12 protein-coding genes and 1 other RNA gene are annotated in these 15,568 nt (G+C 44.1%); 8 read left to right on the forward strand and 5 right to left on the reverse strand.

Going from position 1 to position 15,568, the window contains the following annotated elements:
• The first annotated feature begins 93 nt into the window (after nucleotides 1–93).
• Both DFP79_RS04630 and DFP79_RS04635 read left to right on the forward strand, forming a co-directional pair.
• Nucleotides 94–2,424, forward strand: a complete 2,331-nt coding sequence (locus DFP79_RS04630; protein ID WP_133502754.1) for an ATP-dependent helicase — start codon at nucleotides 94–96, stop codon at nucleotides 2,422–2,424.
• 9 nt (nucleotides 2,425–2,433) lie between these two features.
• The gene (locus DFP79_RS04635; protein ID WP_133502755.1) at nucleotides 2,434–3,384 is read left to right on the forward strand and encodes an isopenicillin N synthase family dioxygenase; all 951 of its coding nucleotides are present in this window, start codon (nucleotides 2,434–2,436) and stop codon (nucleotides 3,382–3,384) included.
• Between the two features lie 117 nt (nucleotides 3,385–3,501).
• Here the strand turns inward: DFP79_RS04635 and DFP79_RS04640 are convergent, their stop codons facing one another.
• From DFP79_RS04640 to DFP79_RS04655, 4 genes are all read right to left on the reverse strand, one after another.
• Nucleotides 3,502–4,275 (reverse strand): class II glutamine amidotransferase, encoded by a 774-nt coding sequence (locus tag DFP79_RS04640; protein WP_133502756.1) that lies wholly within the window; start codon nucleotides 4,273–4,275, stop codon nucleotides 3,502–3,504.
• 77 nt (nucleotides 4,276–4,352) lie between these two features.
• On the reverse strand, nucleotides 4,353–6,020 hold the full coding sequence (locus DFP79_RS04645) for a methyl-accepting chemotaxis protein (protein ID WP_133502757.1): 1,668 nt from the start codon (nucleotides 6,018–6,020) through the stop codon (nucleotides 4,353–4,355).
• Between the two features lie 412 nt (nucleotides 6,021–6,432).
• A complete protein-coding gene (gene hisI / locus DFP79_RS04650; RefSeq protein WP_133502758.1) occupies nucleotides 6,433–6,837 on the reverse strand; it encodes a phosphoribosyl-AMP cyclohydrolase in 405 nt (134 codons plus the stop codon).
• A 7-nt stretch (nucleotides 6,838–6,844) separates the two neighbouring features.
• Nucleotides 6,845–7,708 carry a 6-carboxytetrahydropterin synthase gene (locus tag DFP79_RS04655; RefSeq protein WP_133502759.1) on the reverse strand — a complete coding sequence of 288 codons (864 nt, stop codon included), beginning with the start codon at nucleotides 7,706–7,708 and terminating at the stop codon, nucleotides 6,845–6,847.
• 250 nt (nucleotides 7,709–7,958) lie between these two features.
• Here DFP79_RS04655 and ffs point away from each other — a divergent pair.
• From ffs to DFP79_RS04670, 3 genes are all read left to right on the forward strand, one after another.
• Nucleotides 7,959–8,055, forward strand: an RNA gene (gene ffs / locus DFP79_RS04660) — signal recognition particle sRNA small type.
• Nucleotides 8,056–8,671: 616 nt separating this feature from the next.
• Nucleotides 8,672–11,047, forward strand: a complete 2,376-nt coding sequence (locus DFP79_RS04665; protein WP_133502760.1) for a PKD domain-containing protein — start codon at nucleotides 8,672–8,674, stop codon at nucleotides 11,045–11,047.
• A 114-nt stretch (nucleotides 11,048–11,161) separates the two neighbouring features.
• On the forward strand, nucleotides 11,162–11,491 hold the full coding sequence (locus tag DFP79_RS04670) for a four helix bundle protein (protein WP_133502761.1): 330 nt from the start codon (nucleotides 11,162–11,164) through the stop codon (nucleotides 11,489–11,491).
• 132 nt (nucleotides 11,492–11,623) lie between these two features.
• Here DFP79_RS04670 and DFP79_RS04675 read toward each other — a convergent pair whose 3' ends face one another.
• Nucleotides 11,624–11,818 (reverse strand): hypothetical protein, encoded by a 195-nt coding sequence (locus DFP79_RS04675; RefSeq protein ID WP_133502762.1) that lies wholly within the window; start codon nucleotides 11,816–11,818, stop codon nucleotides 11,624–11,626.
• 28 nt (nucleotides 11,819–11,846) lie between these two features.
• Here DFP79_RS04675 and DFP79_RS04680 point away from each other — a divergent pair, with 28 nt between their 5' ends.
• The 3 genes from DFP79_RS04680 to DFP79_RS04690 all read left to right on the forward strand — a co-directional run bounded on the left by DFP79_RS04680 (nucleotide 11,847) and on the right by DFP79_RS04690 (nucleotide 15,514).
• Entirely contained in the window at nucleotides 11,847–13,292 is a 1,446-nt protein-coding gene (locus tag DFP79_RS04680) for an RNA-directed DNA polymerase (RefSeq protein WP_133502763.1), read from the forward strand.
• An 8-nt stretch (nucleotides 13,293–13,300) separates the two neighbouring features.
• Nucleotides 13,301–13,807, forward strand: coding sequence for an Lcl C-terminal domain-containing protein (locus DFP79_RS04685; protein ID WP_133502764.1), 507 nt, complete (start codon nucleotides 13,301–13,303; stop codon nucleotides 13,805–13,807).
• A 783-nt stretch (nucleotides 13,808–14,590) separates the two neighbouring features.
• Nucleotides 14,591–15,514, forward strand: a complete 924-nt coding sequence (locus tag DFP79_RS04690; protein WP_133502765.1) for an EamA family transporter — start codon at nucleotides 14,591–14,593, stop codon at nucleotides 15,512–15,514.
• Nucleotides 15,515–15,568: the final 54 nt, after the last annotated feature.

Consider the following 15,568-nt stretch of genomic DNA (forward strand, 5'->3'; position numbering starts at 1 on the left):
CTGTGGTGTACGTATCGTAAACGTTGCGCGCAGAGAATATCTAGCCTATCGAAAGATAGGCCACTTATTTGAAGATAAGTAGTTTATAAATACATGAATGATCACCAGACCAATACTCAAAACACGTTTACCCGTGAGCAGCTTGCTGTTGTTCAGCATGATCTTAATTCCCACGCTAAGGTCGTTGCAGTTGCTGGGGCGGGCAAAACCTCAACCTTGATTGAACGTATTAAAGTTTTGCTGCAGGAGGGTGTGCTCGCGGAGCAAATTGGCGTTTTTATGTTTAATAAAAGTGCACAAGAAGAGTTCGCTTCTAGGTTAAACGTATCACTGTCAGGCAGCTCTGTTGATGCTCGCCGCCCCGATGTTATGACGTTTCACAGTTTTGGTATGCGTTTATGCAATCGCTTAGAACGTAAAGGTGTCATGCCTCAGGCAAAGTTGGTGACTGACGAATATTCGTTTGTGAAGCTGATAAGAGAAGCGCGAAACAATCTGATACGCCAAGGTGAAGAGATACAGATTCAAGATGAGCGTGATTGGTTGGAAGATGCGCTGTTGTATTTTGATTATGTGAAATCATCAACAGAAAACGCAGATATCGTTTTTGAAAACCTCAATTGGTCGAGTGATCGACGATTTTTTCCAAAACTGTTTCTTGAGGTAGAAAAGCTAAGAAAACGCTCAAACATTCGCTTTTTTAGTGACCTTTTAAAAGATCCGTACGAACAGGTTTCCACGTTAAATGCTGAGCAGTTCGCATTTGTACGACAGCTCGTTCCAGAATACCGTTATTTGTTGATTGATGAATTTCAGGACATTAACCCTTGTCAGTTTGAATTATTAAAACTGTTTTATAAAGAAACTGCGCAATGGATGATCGTGGGAGATGTTCAGCAGTGTATCTATGAGTGGCGTGGTGCTTGTCCTGATATCATGCAAACGCAGTTTAACGAAGAATTTCCGACTGTTACGACGTATCAATTGTCGCAGAGCTTTCGTTACGGACATGCGATCGGTTTAATGGCCAGTAGCATTATTTCTGAAAATGGCGACGATACGCTTGTTATTGGTAAAGGTGTAGGAACGGAAGTCGGGTTTGCTAAATCACCTTTAGTGGGGAAATCCACGTTAGCAGAATTGAAGGAGTGGTACGAAAAGGGCAATAAACTAGAAGAGTGTGCCATATTAGTGCGGCTGTACAGTGACATGGTACCGCTTCAGCTAGCACTCATGCATAAAAATATCCCATACCAGCTTCATGGAGATTCCCCGCTCTGGGAAAACCGTCAAATACGCATGTTAATGGCCTATTTAGCTGTCATGGCAGGTGGTTTTGAGGACACAGATCAATTTTTTTCATTGGATGATGTGGAATACTTATTAAGTGTGCCTGCGTTGCCCGGGGCGTTTCAATATAAAAAGGCGCTCATTGCTCAGGCAAAACAAGCCCCTTATTTGATCCCTCAGCTAGTAGAGCAACTTGCTTCTGAGCAAGAAGGGTGGCGAGCGAAAAAACTGCAAGAGCGAGCAGATTGGTTAAGAACGTTGCCTGCTTATTCGAAAACGCCAGCAGAAGGGCTTAGGTCAACGATTGATAAGTTAGGTGTTTATCGATACTTCGAAAGCACCAGCAGTAAAGACATTCAAGCGCAAGAAAAAGTAGAAACGTGCGAAGCATTTATTGCGTACGTAAAAGGTGTTGGTATGGATGCTGGTTCAATTCTTGCTGGTTTGACTGCACTTTGTAATGCCGGCAATGAAAAGCATCTATATAATACACAAACTGCTTCACAAAATGCTGGTGTGCACTTAATGACAATTCATAAATCTAAAGGGCTTGAATTTGATTTAGTGATGTTGCCAGGATTACGTGAAGGACGTTTTCCATATTACGAAGATGATGTAAGCGATATAGATCCGCAGGCGAGAAAAAATATGCAGGCTGAACGCAGGCTTTTTTATGTGGCCATAACCCGCGCTCGTCGTCGTTTGGTGATATTGGAAAGCCCTGATACCAAGGAAACTCGAACACTTACTCAAGGAGAAAGTCCTGCGAAATATTCGCAAAGATCTTTGTCCCGTTTCGTGTTTGAGTCTCGCCCCGGTACAGTAGGGAAATTGTGTCGTCATTGGGGGGAAGAGATTCGTGAGCCGATTCAAACGGACAAGTCGAGTATGTTTGAATCGTACTTGTCCCGAGCAGATGGCGCTCCTAGTGTTGCGTTTTTAGCGCCACACGCTCAGGAGTTAAACGCGCTTCAAGCTGGAGATAAGGTAAAGCATGATCAATACGGGCAAGGTATTGTTATCAGGCAAGAGCAGAGCGCTAAAAGAATGATATACGTAGATTTTGCGGAAGCAGGTCTTAAAAGATTTAACCCTAAGCATACTAAGCTCGTGAAAGTAGCACCTCGGGCTTAAGGAGAAAAAATGAGCATTCCATTAATCAATTTAACCAACCTTGTAAGTGAGAAGAGCGAAGTTCGCCAGAACGAAATGGCGTTGCTCGACAAGGCTTGTCGCGAAATCGGTTTTTTCTATCTTGTCGATACCGGAATTCCTCAAACGCTTATTAGTAAGATGATGTCTACGGCAAAGACCTACTTTGAAAAGCCATTAGAAGAAAAAATGGCGATCGATATTAAAAACAGCCCGAATCACAGAGGTTACGGTGGCATTGGTGAGGAGCAGCTAGACGAGGTCAATAAGGCGGATTGGAAAGAAACGTTTGATATGGCGTTGGACATTCCGGCTGATAACCCATTGGTTGCCAAATATCCGACAATGTACGGACCAAACCAAAACCCAAGTGACCCTGAAATTCTAGAAGCTCTGCAAGAGTACTATGTTTCAGCGTTTGAAGTATCGCAAAAGCTACTTGGTGCAATGGCCGAGACACTGAAGTTAGAAGACGACTTTTTCACGAAGTGCTTTAAAACGCATGTAACGGTTTTGCGAATGATACATTATCCACCGCGTCCAGAAGCATCTCACGACAATGGAGCAGGTGCCCATACGGATTACGGCTGCGTAACCTTGCTGCTTCAAGATCAAACAGGCGGTTTGCAAGTTAAGCATCGAAATGGCGAGTGGATTGATGCAGAGCCAATGGAAGGTGCGTTGGTTGTTAATATCGGTGATTTGATGCAGCGTTGGACAAACGACGAATACGTTTCAACTGCACACCGTGTAAAAGCGTCTAACCCGGGTGTACATCGCTATTCTATCCCGTTCTTTGTAGAGCCAGATTACGAGACAGACGTATCATGCGTACCAACTTGTGCGACAGAAGAGAGCCCTGCAAAATATGAAAGTGTGTTGGCGGGTGATTGGATTCAATCTCGTTTTGACGCAACATATGACTACCGCGAAGCGGAATAAGGTAAAAGGAATATAATAATTATCTTATTTTCTTAAACCTCGAAACTGAGTAAGGCAAATTCCATAAATGGACTGTCTTACTCAGCTATCAGCCTACTCACTATGTAAATGTAAACGTTATATTCCGACGTTAAGCTCTTTTCGTGTGTACTGAAGCTTGTCTATTTTTATTAGGCTAGAGGGTGGGATAAGTTCCCAGCCGTCGCCTGACAATTCTAAAGGTTCAGATCCAATCACAAGGTGATTTTCAAAGCTTTTAAAGTACAAAGAAGGCGCTTGTTCATCACTTGAGTATCGTACTGCCCACATGTCTTCGCCATTAGAAAATACGCTTGTGAATCGTAATGGCTCTTCGATATTCTTCTCAATCATCATATGCCGAATCTGAGTGAGCGTTTTTTCTACTGCTTGCTCTGGATCAGACTCAAGACCGTTGCTTAGCATCAGCAAAAATATGGCTTCTGAATCAGTAGCACCACGTCGATGTCCATATAGGTGCTCAGGGATTGCTCTGTCGATCATCCATCGTAATTGATCGTAATCTCCGATTTGCCCATTGTGCATAAAAAGCCATTCGTTATAAGCAAATGGGTGGCAGTTTGAACGGTTGGTAGAGGTGCCTGTCGAAGCGCGAACATGGGCGAAAAAGAGAGGGCTTTTGATGTGACGAGCAAGGCTCTTAAGGTTGCAATCGCTCCAAGCGGGCAGTATCTCGTGATACAGGCCAGGTTCTTCGCGTTCATCATACCAGCCAAGGCCAAAGCCATCGGCGTTTACTGTAACTTCTGATTTTCTAGCACTTAAACTTTGGTGGACAAGTGAGTGATCGGGTTCGAATAACAGGTTTTCTAAAAAGACGGATTGTCCCTTATAGGCCATCCAGCGACACATAGAGCTTCCTTTGAGAGGGGTAAAATAGAATAAGGATATATCAAAATATGATATATCCTTAGTGTGCCCGAATTTACTTAAACTTTAAAGTAGCTTATGCGTTGGTTCAATTGCTGAGCCAGACGAGCAAGTTGTTCTGAGCTGTTACTAACAGAGTGCATTGAGTCGGTCGTTTGATTCGCAATGTCTGTTATGTTCTCTACATTTCGGCGAACTTCCGCTGTGACGGTTGCTTGCTCTTCAGCTGTGGCAGAGATACGGTCGTTCATGTCTCGAATGCGTGCAACAGACGAATTGATGTTCGTGAGAGAGCCTTCTTCGTGCTTCACTTGTTCTACCGCGGTAACTGAGCGGTCGTAACTGTTTCGCATGGCGTTCACTGCTGAGTTTGTTCCGCTTTGAAGTTGGCTGATCATTTGCTCAATTTGTTGCGTGGCATTCTGCGTGTTTTGAGCTAACTGACGAACTTCGTCTGCCACCACGGCAAATCCGCGACCTTGTTCTCCAGCGCGTGCGGCTTCAATGGCTGCATTTAATGCCAGTAAGTTCGTTTGTTCTGCAATGCCAAGAATGACGTTAAGAATGTTGCTGATCTCGCTGGTATTTTCCTGCAAGGTGTTAATGGTTTGCGTTGAGTTAGAAAGCTCTTCTGCAAGGGCTTCAATCGTCAAAATGGTTTCGTTAACGATGCGAACGCCTTCGCTGGTTGCGGATTCAGCAATGTGTGCTGCGTCACTGGCTTCAGATGTTGATTCAGAAACATGGACGGCTGTGGATTGAATTTCATGCACTGCATTTGAAATCAAATTCGTTTCACCTTGCTGGCGTTCTACCATTTTAGTTGAACTGTCGGTAATGTCGTTCAGCTCTTCCGCAGCTTGTGTGAGTAGCTGGCTAGAATCCGATACTTCGTGAAGGATTTCTCGTAACTGTGTAACCAGTTTGTCCATTGCGACTTCAAGTGTACCGATTTCATCTTTGCGTTTGGTTGTCGATGTGACTAGGTTTAGCTCTCCTGAAGCGATTTCTTCTGCACGTCGAACGGCAAGTGCAAGAGGGCGAGATACTCCATTTGCAATGAAGATGCCGATAACAATACCAATGATGGTAATGATGCCTGCTATTGTTGCAGAGCCTATAGTGGCTTGGTCTAGGGCGTCATTTTCTTTTTGTGCGATCGCTCCATTGTAGCGATCAATTAGAACAATGATCGATTCCATTTGTGTATTTACGGCATCTAATGCTGCGTCTGCTTTGCGACGGGCTTTGTTAGCCTGAAGAGTCTTTAGTTTTACCCACCAGCTATAGGTATCCGTACTGGCGCTTAAGAATTCTGTTTGAAGGTTTTCAAGTACATTAATTTCATCAAATAATGCCGATGATTCGGGTGTGACGGGCATGTTGTCTAGGGTGGATTTTATCTCGTTTAGGCTGGTCACTAACTCGTCTGTGTAAGATTTGAAATTGCCTTCAGACTCTTTGATCAGTTCGGTGCCATAGCCACCCATGGATTTGGCGATGGATACCTGAAAAAAACCTCGCTCAAATTCCACCGATTGTTTTAACAGTAGCTGACGACTGTTTTCTAAGTGTTTAACCAGTACCAAGCTTTGATTGTTGAGTTCTTGTAGCTTGTTGGATACCTTTTTTCCAGACATTGCGTAGTTGGTGTTTAACCCTACGATGACAGCGGAAAATAGCGCAACCAACAGAAGAATTTTTTGTTTGACAGAAAAACTAAACATACGGCTTCCTATTCTTTTTTTGGTAACGTTATGTGATTATTGTGTACTTATTGTGTAATAAGTGACATTTATACTAAGTTAATTAGGAATTGAATGCGAACTAATATATCGAATTTACTTAAAAATAAAAGATAATATGCCTAAAAAAAATCAATGTTAGGATGTATTAACTAAATTTAAGAAAAAATTCAGTCAAAAGGCGTTGTAATTTAGAAATATAGAGTGATAAAACAGTCTAGCAGTAGGTGGATACAAAAGTTGACCGCCTGTTTACATTACATTAACGAAAAGTGGTCTATTTACGATGTGATGAGGATTCTTCTAGCAAACTCGGTATTCGCGAATCAAAAGTTACGAATACGAAGTTTGCTAGAAGAGAAGGGCAGGAAGGTCTAGAAGAGAGTGGTGTCGACTATAAAGGTGCGCTTTTAATAACAACCTTATTGCTATCTACTTCAAAGAAAAAGCAATCGCGGCGATTTGTATGACAAGCGGGACCTAATTGATCCACTTGCAGTAAAATTGCATCGCCGTCGCAATCAAAAGACATGCTAACGAGTTGTTGACGGTGCCCAGAACTTTCGCCTTTGCGCCAATAGGTTTGGCGTGAGCGAGACCAATAGCAAACTTGACCCGTTTCCAATGTTTCCAAAATAGATTTTTCGTTCATATATGCCAGCATTAACACTTCTTTGGTGTCATGTTGCTGAGCAATGGCAGCAATTAATCCATTGCCATCTGTTTTTAGATTTTTAAGGACGTCCTGTAGCGGTAAAGTACTGCCTTTTTCTAAATTTTCAAATTCTTTTAGGCTCATATACTTCTCACCGATTAATGCTTTTTACAGAAATCGCACCTTTGCCAATGCCTTCAAAAGCATGGACTTCGATTTGATCTCCTGGATTCTCATTCGCTAAAACGTCTGCAACATGCGCAGACAGAGATTCAACAGTGGTATCGCAATCCAACATATAAACTCGATCACTGCGTGTTTTTAGCTCGAATTTTCCTTGCTGGCTTACGTAGCTAAAATGATGATGACGCTTACCGTTAGAATCGATAATGCCAAGCAAGTCTTCATTCGTTCCCAAATAAATGTTTTCCCAGCGCGTTGCCCAATCTTGTTCTAATGCTGAGTCCCGTTCTCCATTGCGATATATTTCAATTGTCGAACGATGGCCATGAGCAATGCGTTGGCAATTGCCAGCGTGTTTTTTTAATCCGTGAGTATATTGATACTCCGAGCCGCTAATCGCTTCTTTATAGAAGCGTACTTCGATGCCTTGTACGTCAGCAGGTAACAAATCCAAAATTTGTGTCTCGACCCAAGTAGCGACTTGATCTGGCGTAATTTGATCAAATGGTAGAGAGCAATAGGCTTGTTCGGGAGCGTCGCATTCAAACGTATAACCATCTGCTTGCTTGAATACAAACCTCAGTCTTCCGTCGTCTAACGCACTAAGTGTCGAATCTGCATGGTTCATCGGTAGAGCGAGCGTATGATCGATGTTGTCATCTAGCCACTTCTTTATTTGTTTTTTTACAATGCTGAAATCACAAATCATGCTTTCGTCATTTAGGCCTCCCGTTATGATGACATCAGTGTGCCAGCTTTCACCCAAAACACCGTGTTCGGGGCAAAAGTACGAAAGATCAACATGGGTAAGGTTCTTTACAAACAGCTTCAACAAAATACTCCTTGAGAAAAATAGCGTGCGCACATTCTACGCGATCAAATTCTACATACCAATTCATTAATGCGAATCGTTTCTAAGGTACGTTACAAGTTATGGATCGGTTTAAGTTAGACCTAATGTAATTCTCTAAAGTGGAGTGCAAATCTAACTCTTTGAAAAATATAAAAAGCTTAGTTGCTATTTTAAATTTTAGGCGTATAATCTCGCGCCAAGGTCACAGAGACCTCCTCTATGGTATCTCTGCTGGTCCCCTCGCAACAAAAAACCGTTAATCTGGTCAGGTCCGGAAGGAAGCAGCCACAGCGGTGGACTTGTGTGCCGAGGTGCGGCTGGTAGAGGTGCCACCTAATCTCTCTTTTGTAAATTCCTGCATAAAGTGACAAAAATCCACCATAAGATGACAAACTTTGCAGCATAAGCTGACATAGTCTACGTTTAAGTTGTTATTCAGTTACAACTTACAGGTGTGGTGTATGTAGATTCGCAATTTACGTAAGCCAAGTCCAAGCAAAAATATCTACAAATTCGCGAGTAGAAAGAACCGCTCAACCATCATGTGTGAAAGTGGTCTAGAGTTTGACGCTTGTTTCCATCTTGAGTTTTCTCCTTACTATTTTCCACCTCAATTGTTTCATTCGAATCTCAACCCCTGAGTATCAAGTAACGAGCAAGAAGTAAAACCGACTTTAACCTTTTCTTCGTCCGATTGGATAACCGCGGAAATGAGATAAGCATATTAATAGCAGTCAGCGATTCATGTCTTTTCGACTTAAATAACCCCCTACTGATTAGATTTTCATCAGGTATTTTGATAATGTCTAATTTCTTGTCATATTTGACTCTAAGCTGACAAAATGCAGGTAAGGTTTTTGATCAACGATTTGTAATTTATCTGAGATATATCAATCTGCTATTGAAGCAACCAATTAACGGAATAATGAGGTGATTGTGGTAATGATAAAATCATTGATTGTTTGGCTAATGCGAGTTTATCAGGATCGAATATCTCCTAGTAAAGGCTATCAGTGTGTTTGCCATGCTCGTCTTGGACTTTGGGCGATCTGTCTTGCCTTGGTTACAGGGTGTGGAGACTCAGGTGGTGACGACAGCACATCAAACTCGACAAACAATGCCAATCAGCCAAGTATTAACTTAGCTCCAATCGTAAGCGCCCATGATGACCAAACAGTCAATGAAGCCACAAAGGTTACTCTCACTGGTAACGCTACGGATGGCGACGGTTCCATTGTGTCCTATTTATGGACACAAACCATCGGCACAAACGTGACGCTTTTAAACAGCAGCGCCGCCTCAGCCAGCTTTATGGCACCGACCTTAATCTCTGCTGATACTCTAGAATTCAAACTGACTGTCACAGACAATGAAGGTGTAAGTAGTAGTGATACAGTGAGTATTACTGTTAATCCTGTGAATGCTGCGCCAAGCGTATCGGCAGGCAGCGATCAAACAGTCAATGAAGCCACAAAGGTTACTCTCACTGGTAACGCTACGGATGGCGACGGTTCCACTATGTCTTATCAATGGACACAAACTAGCGGCACAAACGTGACGCTTTTAAACAGCAGCGCCGCCTCAGCCAGCTTTATGGCACCGACTTTAACCTCTGCTGATACTCTAGAATTCAAACTGACTGTCACAGACGATGAAGGTGTAAGTAGTAGTGATACAGTGAGTGTTACTGTTAATCCTGTGAATGCTGCGCCAAGCGTATCGGCAGGCAGCGATCAAACAGTCAATGAAGCCACAAAGGTTACTCTCACTGGTAGCGCTACGGATGGCGACGGTTCCATTGTGTCCTATTTATGGACACAAACCATCGGCACAAACGTGACGCTTTTAAACAGCAGCGCCGCCTCAGCCAGCTTTATGGCACCGACTTTAACCTCTGCTGATACTCTAGAATTCAAACTGACTGTCACAGACAATGAAGGTGTAAGTAGTAGTGATACAGTGAGTGTTACTGTTAATCCTGTGAATGCTGCGCCAAGCGTATCGGCAGGCAGCGATCAAACAGTCAATGAAGCCACAAAGGTTACTCTCACTGGTAGCGCTACGGATGGCGACGGTTCCATTATGTCCTATCTATGGACACAAACTAGCGGCACAAACGTGACGCTTTCAAACAGTAGCAACGCCTCTGTCAGATTTATAGCGCCGACCTTAGTCACCGCTGATACTCTAGAATTCAAACTGACTGCCACCGACAACGAAGGAAGGAGTAGTAGTGATTCAGTGAGTGTTACTGTTAATGCTGCGCCAGTGGTATTTACACCGGAATTAAATGCAACAGCAGGAGATAAAGCTATCTCGCTCAGCTGGAACCCTGTCGATGGCGCTGACAGCTACCATCTCTACTACGCCAAAGAGACCTTTTCGAATATTACCAGTGTCGATAACTACGCCAGTTTGAATGGCGGAAGCTTAGTGATGGGGCTGACGGGAACCGGTTATGCTTTGACAGGGTTAACCAACGACACGCCGTATTATGTGACACTCACCGCTGTTAAAGACGGTAAAGAAAGCGCCCCAAGTGCTGAAGTGACCGCCACACCAAAAGCACCTGTTGTGGTTGAGGCCACGGGCAAGCTCAACGATACAGGTATCACTTGGGGTGGGGATTATAATGAAGGTAACGGATATCGTAACAATGACGATTGTTCCAGTAATATCGACGCGAAACAAGATTGTCACCAAGGACGAGACGCCCTCGCCGCCGCTGGGCAGCTCAGTAAAATCGGTGGAGGTAGCGCCGGATTTGACTTTACCAAGCTAGACAGCAATGGCAACGACCTGTCTGCCAACTCGGCTCAGTGGGATTGTGTGCGTGATAACGTCACGGGTTTAATATGGGAAGTAAAAACCGATGCTAATAATACTCGGGGGGACAATCTGCACGATGCAGACGACCGCTACAACTGGTACAACACCGACCCCAACACCAATGGCGGTGCCGATGGCTACGCAGACGATGACGGCAATATCTGTTATGGCTACAATGTAAATGACGAAAATAGCTTCTGCAATACCCAAGCTTTTGTGAAGCGGGTAAATAGCGCAGGTCTTTGCGGCGCCAGCGACTGGCGTATGCCCAAGAAGGATGAACTGCGTAGCATTGTGGACTACAGTCGTTATAACCCAGCCATCGACAGCGACTACTTTCCCAATACCCACTCAAGCATGTATTGGTCGGGCTCGCCCTTTGCCTTCATTAGTCGCAATGCCTGGAATGTCTATTTCAACTATGGCTATGGTAGCACTAATTATCGTGACCGTGACGGTCATGTGCGGTTAGTGAGAGACGGACAGTAGTTTTTTATAATTTTGTCTCGTTCCCATGCTTCGCGAGGGAGCGCATACGTAAGTGCAAGGTTACCACGCAGGAGTGTGGGAGCCAGAAAAACACCAGGAATTGAAGGACGGGCAATGTATCAGTGGTTAAATAAAAACTTTCCCATCTGGCGTGATGCGGAAAAATTGATGTTGGAGGTGGAGCAGGCGGTACGCCATTTTCCCCGTTATCACAAATACACACTGGGCAGTGAGCTAAGGCAGTTGGCTACCCAAAGCATCAATCAAAAAGAGATGCGTACCAGTTGGGTGAAACGCTTGCAGATCTATATTGAAGAATTGAAACTGAAAATCCAGTTAGCCAAAAGTGTACAGGCATTTCGTGCTTTTGCCGAGTTTCAGAGCTTAGTTGAGCTGGCCGTGTCTGTCGCTAGACAGGCTCATCACTGGTATAAAAAATTGTAACGTCCCGGCCAGGAAGGAGCCACATCTTGAACGGATCTGACTTTCGTGTGCCTAGCTACTGTGTCCTCCACCTACCCAAGAGTTCATATACGACCTTGTATCTGGTTGATTGTGAATGTCGATGATCGGGTATTACGGAGCAAACCAGCTACCCTTGGGGATGCTGGGGTGCGAAGGAAGTGGTGGAGAAATGAGGGTTGGTCGGGCTCGCCCAATGCCAACAATAGTAACAATGCCTGGAATGTCAATTTCAACAATGTCAATTTCAACAATGTCAATTTCAACAATGTCAATTTCAACAATAATAACCGTAACAATAACAATCATGTGCGGTTAGTGAGAGACGGAGCGTAGCATGGAGGTATCTTGGCAACAGCTTTATTCAGCCGCCCAGCAATGTCGTAAAGGCAAAGCAAAGGGGGTACAGTGCCAGCAGTATCAAGCACGCTTACTGGATAATCTGTTTGATACCCAATCGGCGTTGCAATCCCATACCTGGCAGCCTTCGCCAATGCGCTGCTTTGTCGCCAGTAATGGCGTTAAACCAAGGGAGATACATGCCCCGGCTTACCAAGATCGTGTAGTGCATCACTTGTTGGTGCCTCTAATAATGCAACTGATAGAGCATAAGTTTATTTACGGCTGTGCCGCGAACATTAAGGAGTGGGGGACACATTTTGCCGTAGACAGATTGCAGCGGATGTTCCGGCAAGTAGACCAAGGTGATAAAGATGGCTGGTTTATGCAACTGGATATCCATAGTTTTTTTTACAGTATTGATCTGGCTATCCTGTTGAGGTTACTGGACAGGCATCTACAACGGGCGGTCAAAGATAACCGCCTGAAGCAATCAGAAGCGCAGGATCTGTATCGACTGGCTTCTCTGGTATTTCAACCCAGTCAAGTACTGACGCGAGTCCAGGATCAGAAGATCCTTGATAGGTTACCGCCCCATAAACGACTGCATCATTGTCCACCAGGTAAAGGCTTGCCGATAGGTAACCTCACCAGCCAGTTTTTTAGCAATCTGTATTTAAATGAACTGGATCAGTTTATTAAGCACCAACTAAAATGCCGTCATTACGTGCGCTACGTCGATGATTTTGTATTAGTGCATCAGAACAAAGATCAGCTAGAGCAATGGCGACAAGCCATTATTGGTTTTTTGGCCGACAAGCTGGCGTTACGCTTAAAACCACTACAAACGCTACGCCCAATAAAAGACGGTGCGGATTTTCTCGGTTATATTGCTCGCCCTCATTATCTACTGAGTCGTAAGCGGGTACTGCATAGCTGGCAGCAGCGTTTGCACGGCTGGCAGTCTCAGTACCAACAGGGTGGGTTGTTTGCTCCAGGCTCAGAGGCGCTGGCGCAATTGCGGGCTTGGTGTGCCTCTTATCTGGGCCACTGTGGTCATGTTTGTCTGGGGACGATGTTCAACACGCTGGAACAAGGCTTCCCTTGGTTGAAATATTTTCTGCAATACCACAATGGGCAATTGATCGCCCTCTATCAGCCACCCAAAGTACGCTCATTTCAACAGCAATGGCGCTGGTTCCGGCAATACTACGCTGATTTTTGCTTATTGATGCAAAAGGGACGGCACTTTGTTTATGCTTTCCCCCAGCAACAGTCTCAACAAGACATGCCGCTTTCTGTATTAAAAGATTTTAGAACGCGACTGAACAGCAAAGCACAACCTTGGATTTGGGTAGCTGAAGATGGTTATGCACACGCCCGGCTCAAACAGCGCCGTTTGTCATTATTATCAATCAGTGACTCGATGATCGAACTAAACTAGGAGTAACCATGAGATTCATTACATTATTGATATTGCTAGTATCGGTTTTGTCTGCCGAGGCACAAACCATAAACGAGCATATCGAAAACATTACCCCAGACAGCCGTTACACCGTGCATACTGATGGCACGGTAACGGATACAGAAACCCGTTTGATGTGGAAGCAATGCCCAGAGGGTTTATCGGGTAATGATTGCAACACAGGCAGTGCAAACACTTTCACTTGGAAAGCGGCGCTGGAGCAGGCAAAAGCGGCCTCTGATGCAGGTTATACCGACTGGCGTTTACCTAATGTTAAAGAGCTGGGCAGCCTAGTAGCGTTAGATAGATATCGTCCGTCCATTAATCTGACCATCTTCCCAAATACACCTGCTTCATACTTTTGGTCGGGCTCGCCCTTTGCCTTCTCTAGTAACTATGCCTGGTTTGTCTATTTCTACCATGGCTATGGCAGCAATTGTTGCCGTAGCTCTAGCTATCATGTGCGGTTAGTGAGAGACGTGGGCGCTCAATGACGTCCTGTCATCGCGACATTAGTGCATCCTTGCACGTCACAGTCGTTTTTTGATTTTTGTTATTTCTGCATAAGTGCATCGTTATACGTCACAGTCTTTATTTTTTTGAATGTCTGTTAATACGGTGTTTGTGCCTTCATGCCAAGTGGATGGAAGTTAATGTGACTCTCGTAAAACAACTGTTTATTGTAATCGACTAAAGACTGGCTGCTGGGTAAAATTAGTGATTCCCTTTGTCGTTATGTGCTCAACGTACGAGATAAGGTCGTTCGTGTCTCAGTAGTGAATTTCTTACATTATTCTTGTCGCTTTTTTGTATTGCTGGTGAGATGCGTGACAATTTGTCACTTTATGCCTCAATTTTTTGTCATCTTATGGTTCAAATTGTTGAGTAACTCATTGATTCTTTGTTTGTCAATTTGTCACCTTATGCTTCAATCAACATCTCTCTTTTTAAACTCTCTTTTCTAATTCAGCTTCGCTATCGCAGCGACTGCAAACGAATGTTGTTTTAAGTCTTGTTACCTGCTTTTGAGTTTACCTCCTGGATTTGCTCTTCGAATCTAAACCTTCTGTAATAGTATTCTAGTTTTTAAAAATTGAATCGAGGTGCGTGTTTTTTAGCGGCGAAAAATCTCGCATAGGTTTGATGCTGGTTTTTCTCCTTTATACTTCTCTTCTAATGTCCTTTATGACCCCACCGGCTTTCCTTATGCCGATAAAATTTCTCTAATACACTTTCTTCAATAAATGGGCTCTAACTTGATTAGCGGAGTGAGTAAAATGGGGATTAAAGACAATTTGTTAGGTCTAGTGGTGATTGTAGCGTGGGGGCTTAACTTTGTGATTCTTGCTATTGGTTTGGAAGATGTTCCCCCTTTACTGTTGGGAGCAATTCGGTTTCTTCTAGTAGCAGGTGTCGGTAGTTTTTTTGTTAAAATGCCGAAGATGCCTGTACGCTGGTGGATCGTGTATGCGTTACCAATGGGTTTTCTACAGTTTGCGTTTCTATTTGTCGCAATGGCAAATGGAATGCCTTCTGGGCTTGCATCATTAGTGCTTCAAGCTCAGGCTATATTTACCATGCTCATTGCTATTGTTCTCTTGAAAGAGAAGATTGAGTTTTATCAAGTTGTTGCGATCTCACTGGCAGTCGTCGGACTTGGCTTAATTGCAATGGAAGCGGAAGTTGCTGACGTGGGTGGCATGTCTTTAATCGGCTTTGTGCTCACGCTCTTTGCCGCATTGAGTTGGGCGTTTGGTAACATTAGTGCGCGATCCATTAGTAATTTAGGCTATAAAGCAGACCTTAGTTTGGTGGTCTGGAGCTCATGGATTCCGCCGCTCCCATTTTTAGTAATGTCGTTCATGTACGAAGGCAAAGATGCGGTGATTTATTCGGTCTTGAATATAGGTTGGTCAGCAATTGGTGCGATTGCTTATGTTGTCCTCATTGCAACGATAGTGGGCTACAGCATTTGGGGTTATTTAATCAGTCGGCATCCAGCAAGCCAAGTGGCTCCGTTAACCTTAGGTGTTCCAGTAGTTGGATTGACTGCGTCGACCTTTGTGTTTGACGAGGTGTTGGCGCTGTATCAATGGGTGGGTGTTGCCTTGGTATTATGTGGACTGCTTTTTAATGCGTTTGGTGCGAAACTGCTAGAGAGTACTAAAAACGCTAAATGGGGGCGCATATTACGCAGTTGATCACCTGTATTGAATGAGCAAAGTGGCGAGAACTAATTTACTCGTCATAAGGAG

It is taken from the genome of Marinomonas balearica (genome assembly GCF_004362145.1).
Taxonomy (GTDB): Bacteria; Pseudomonadota; Gammaproteobacteria; order Pseudomonadales; family Marinomonadaceae; genus Marinomonas; species Marinomonas balearica.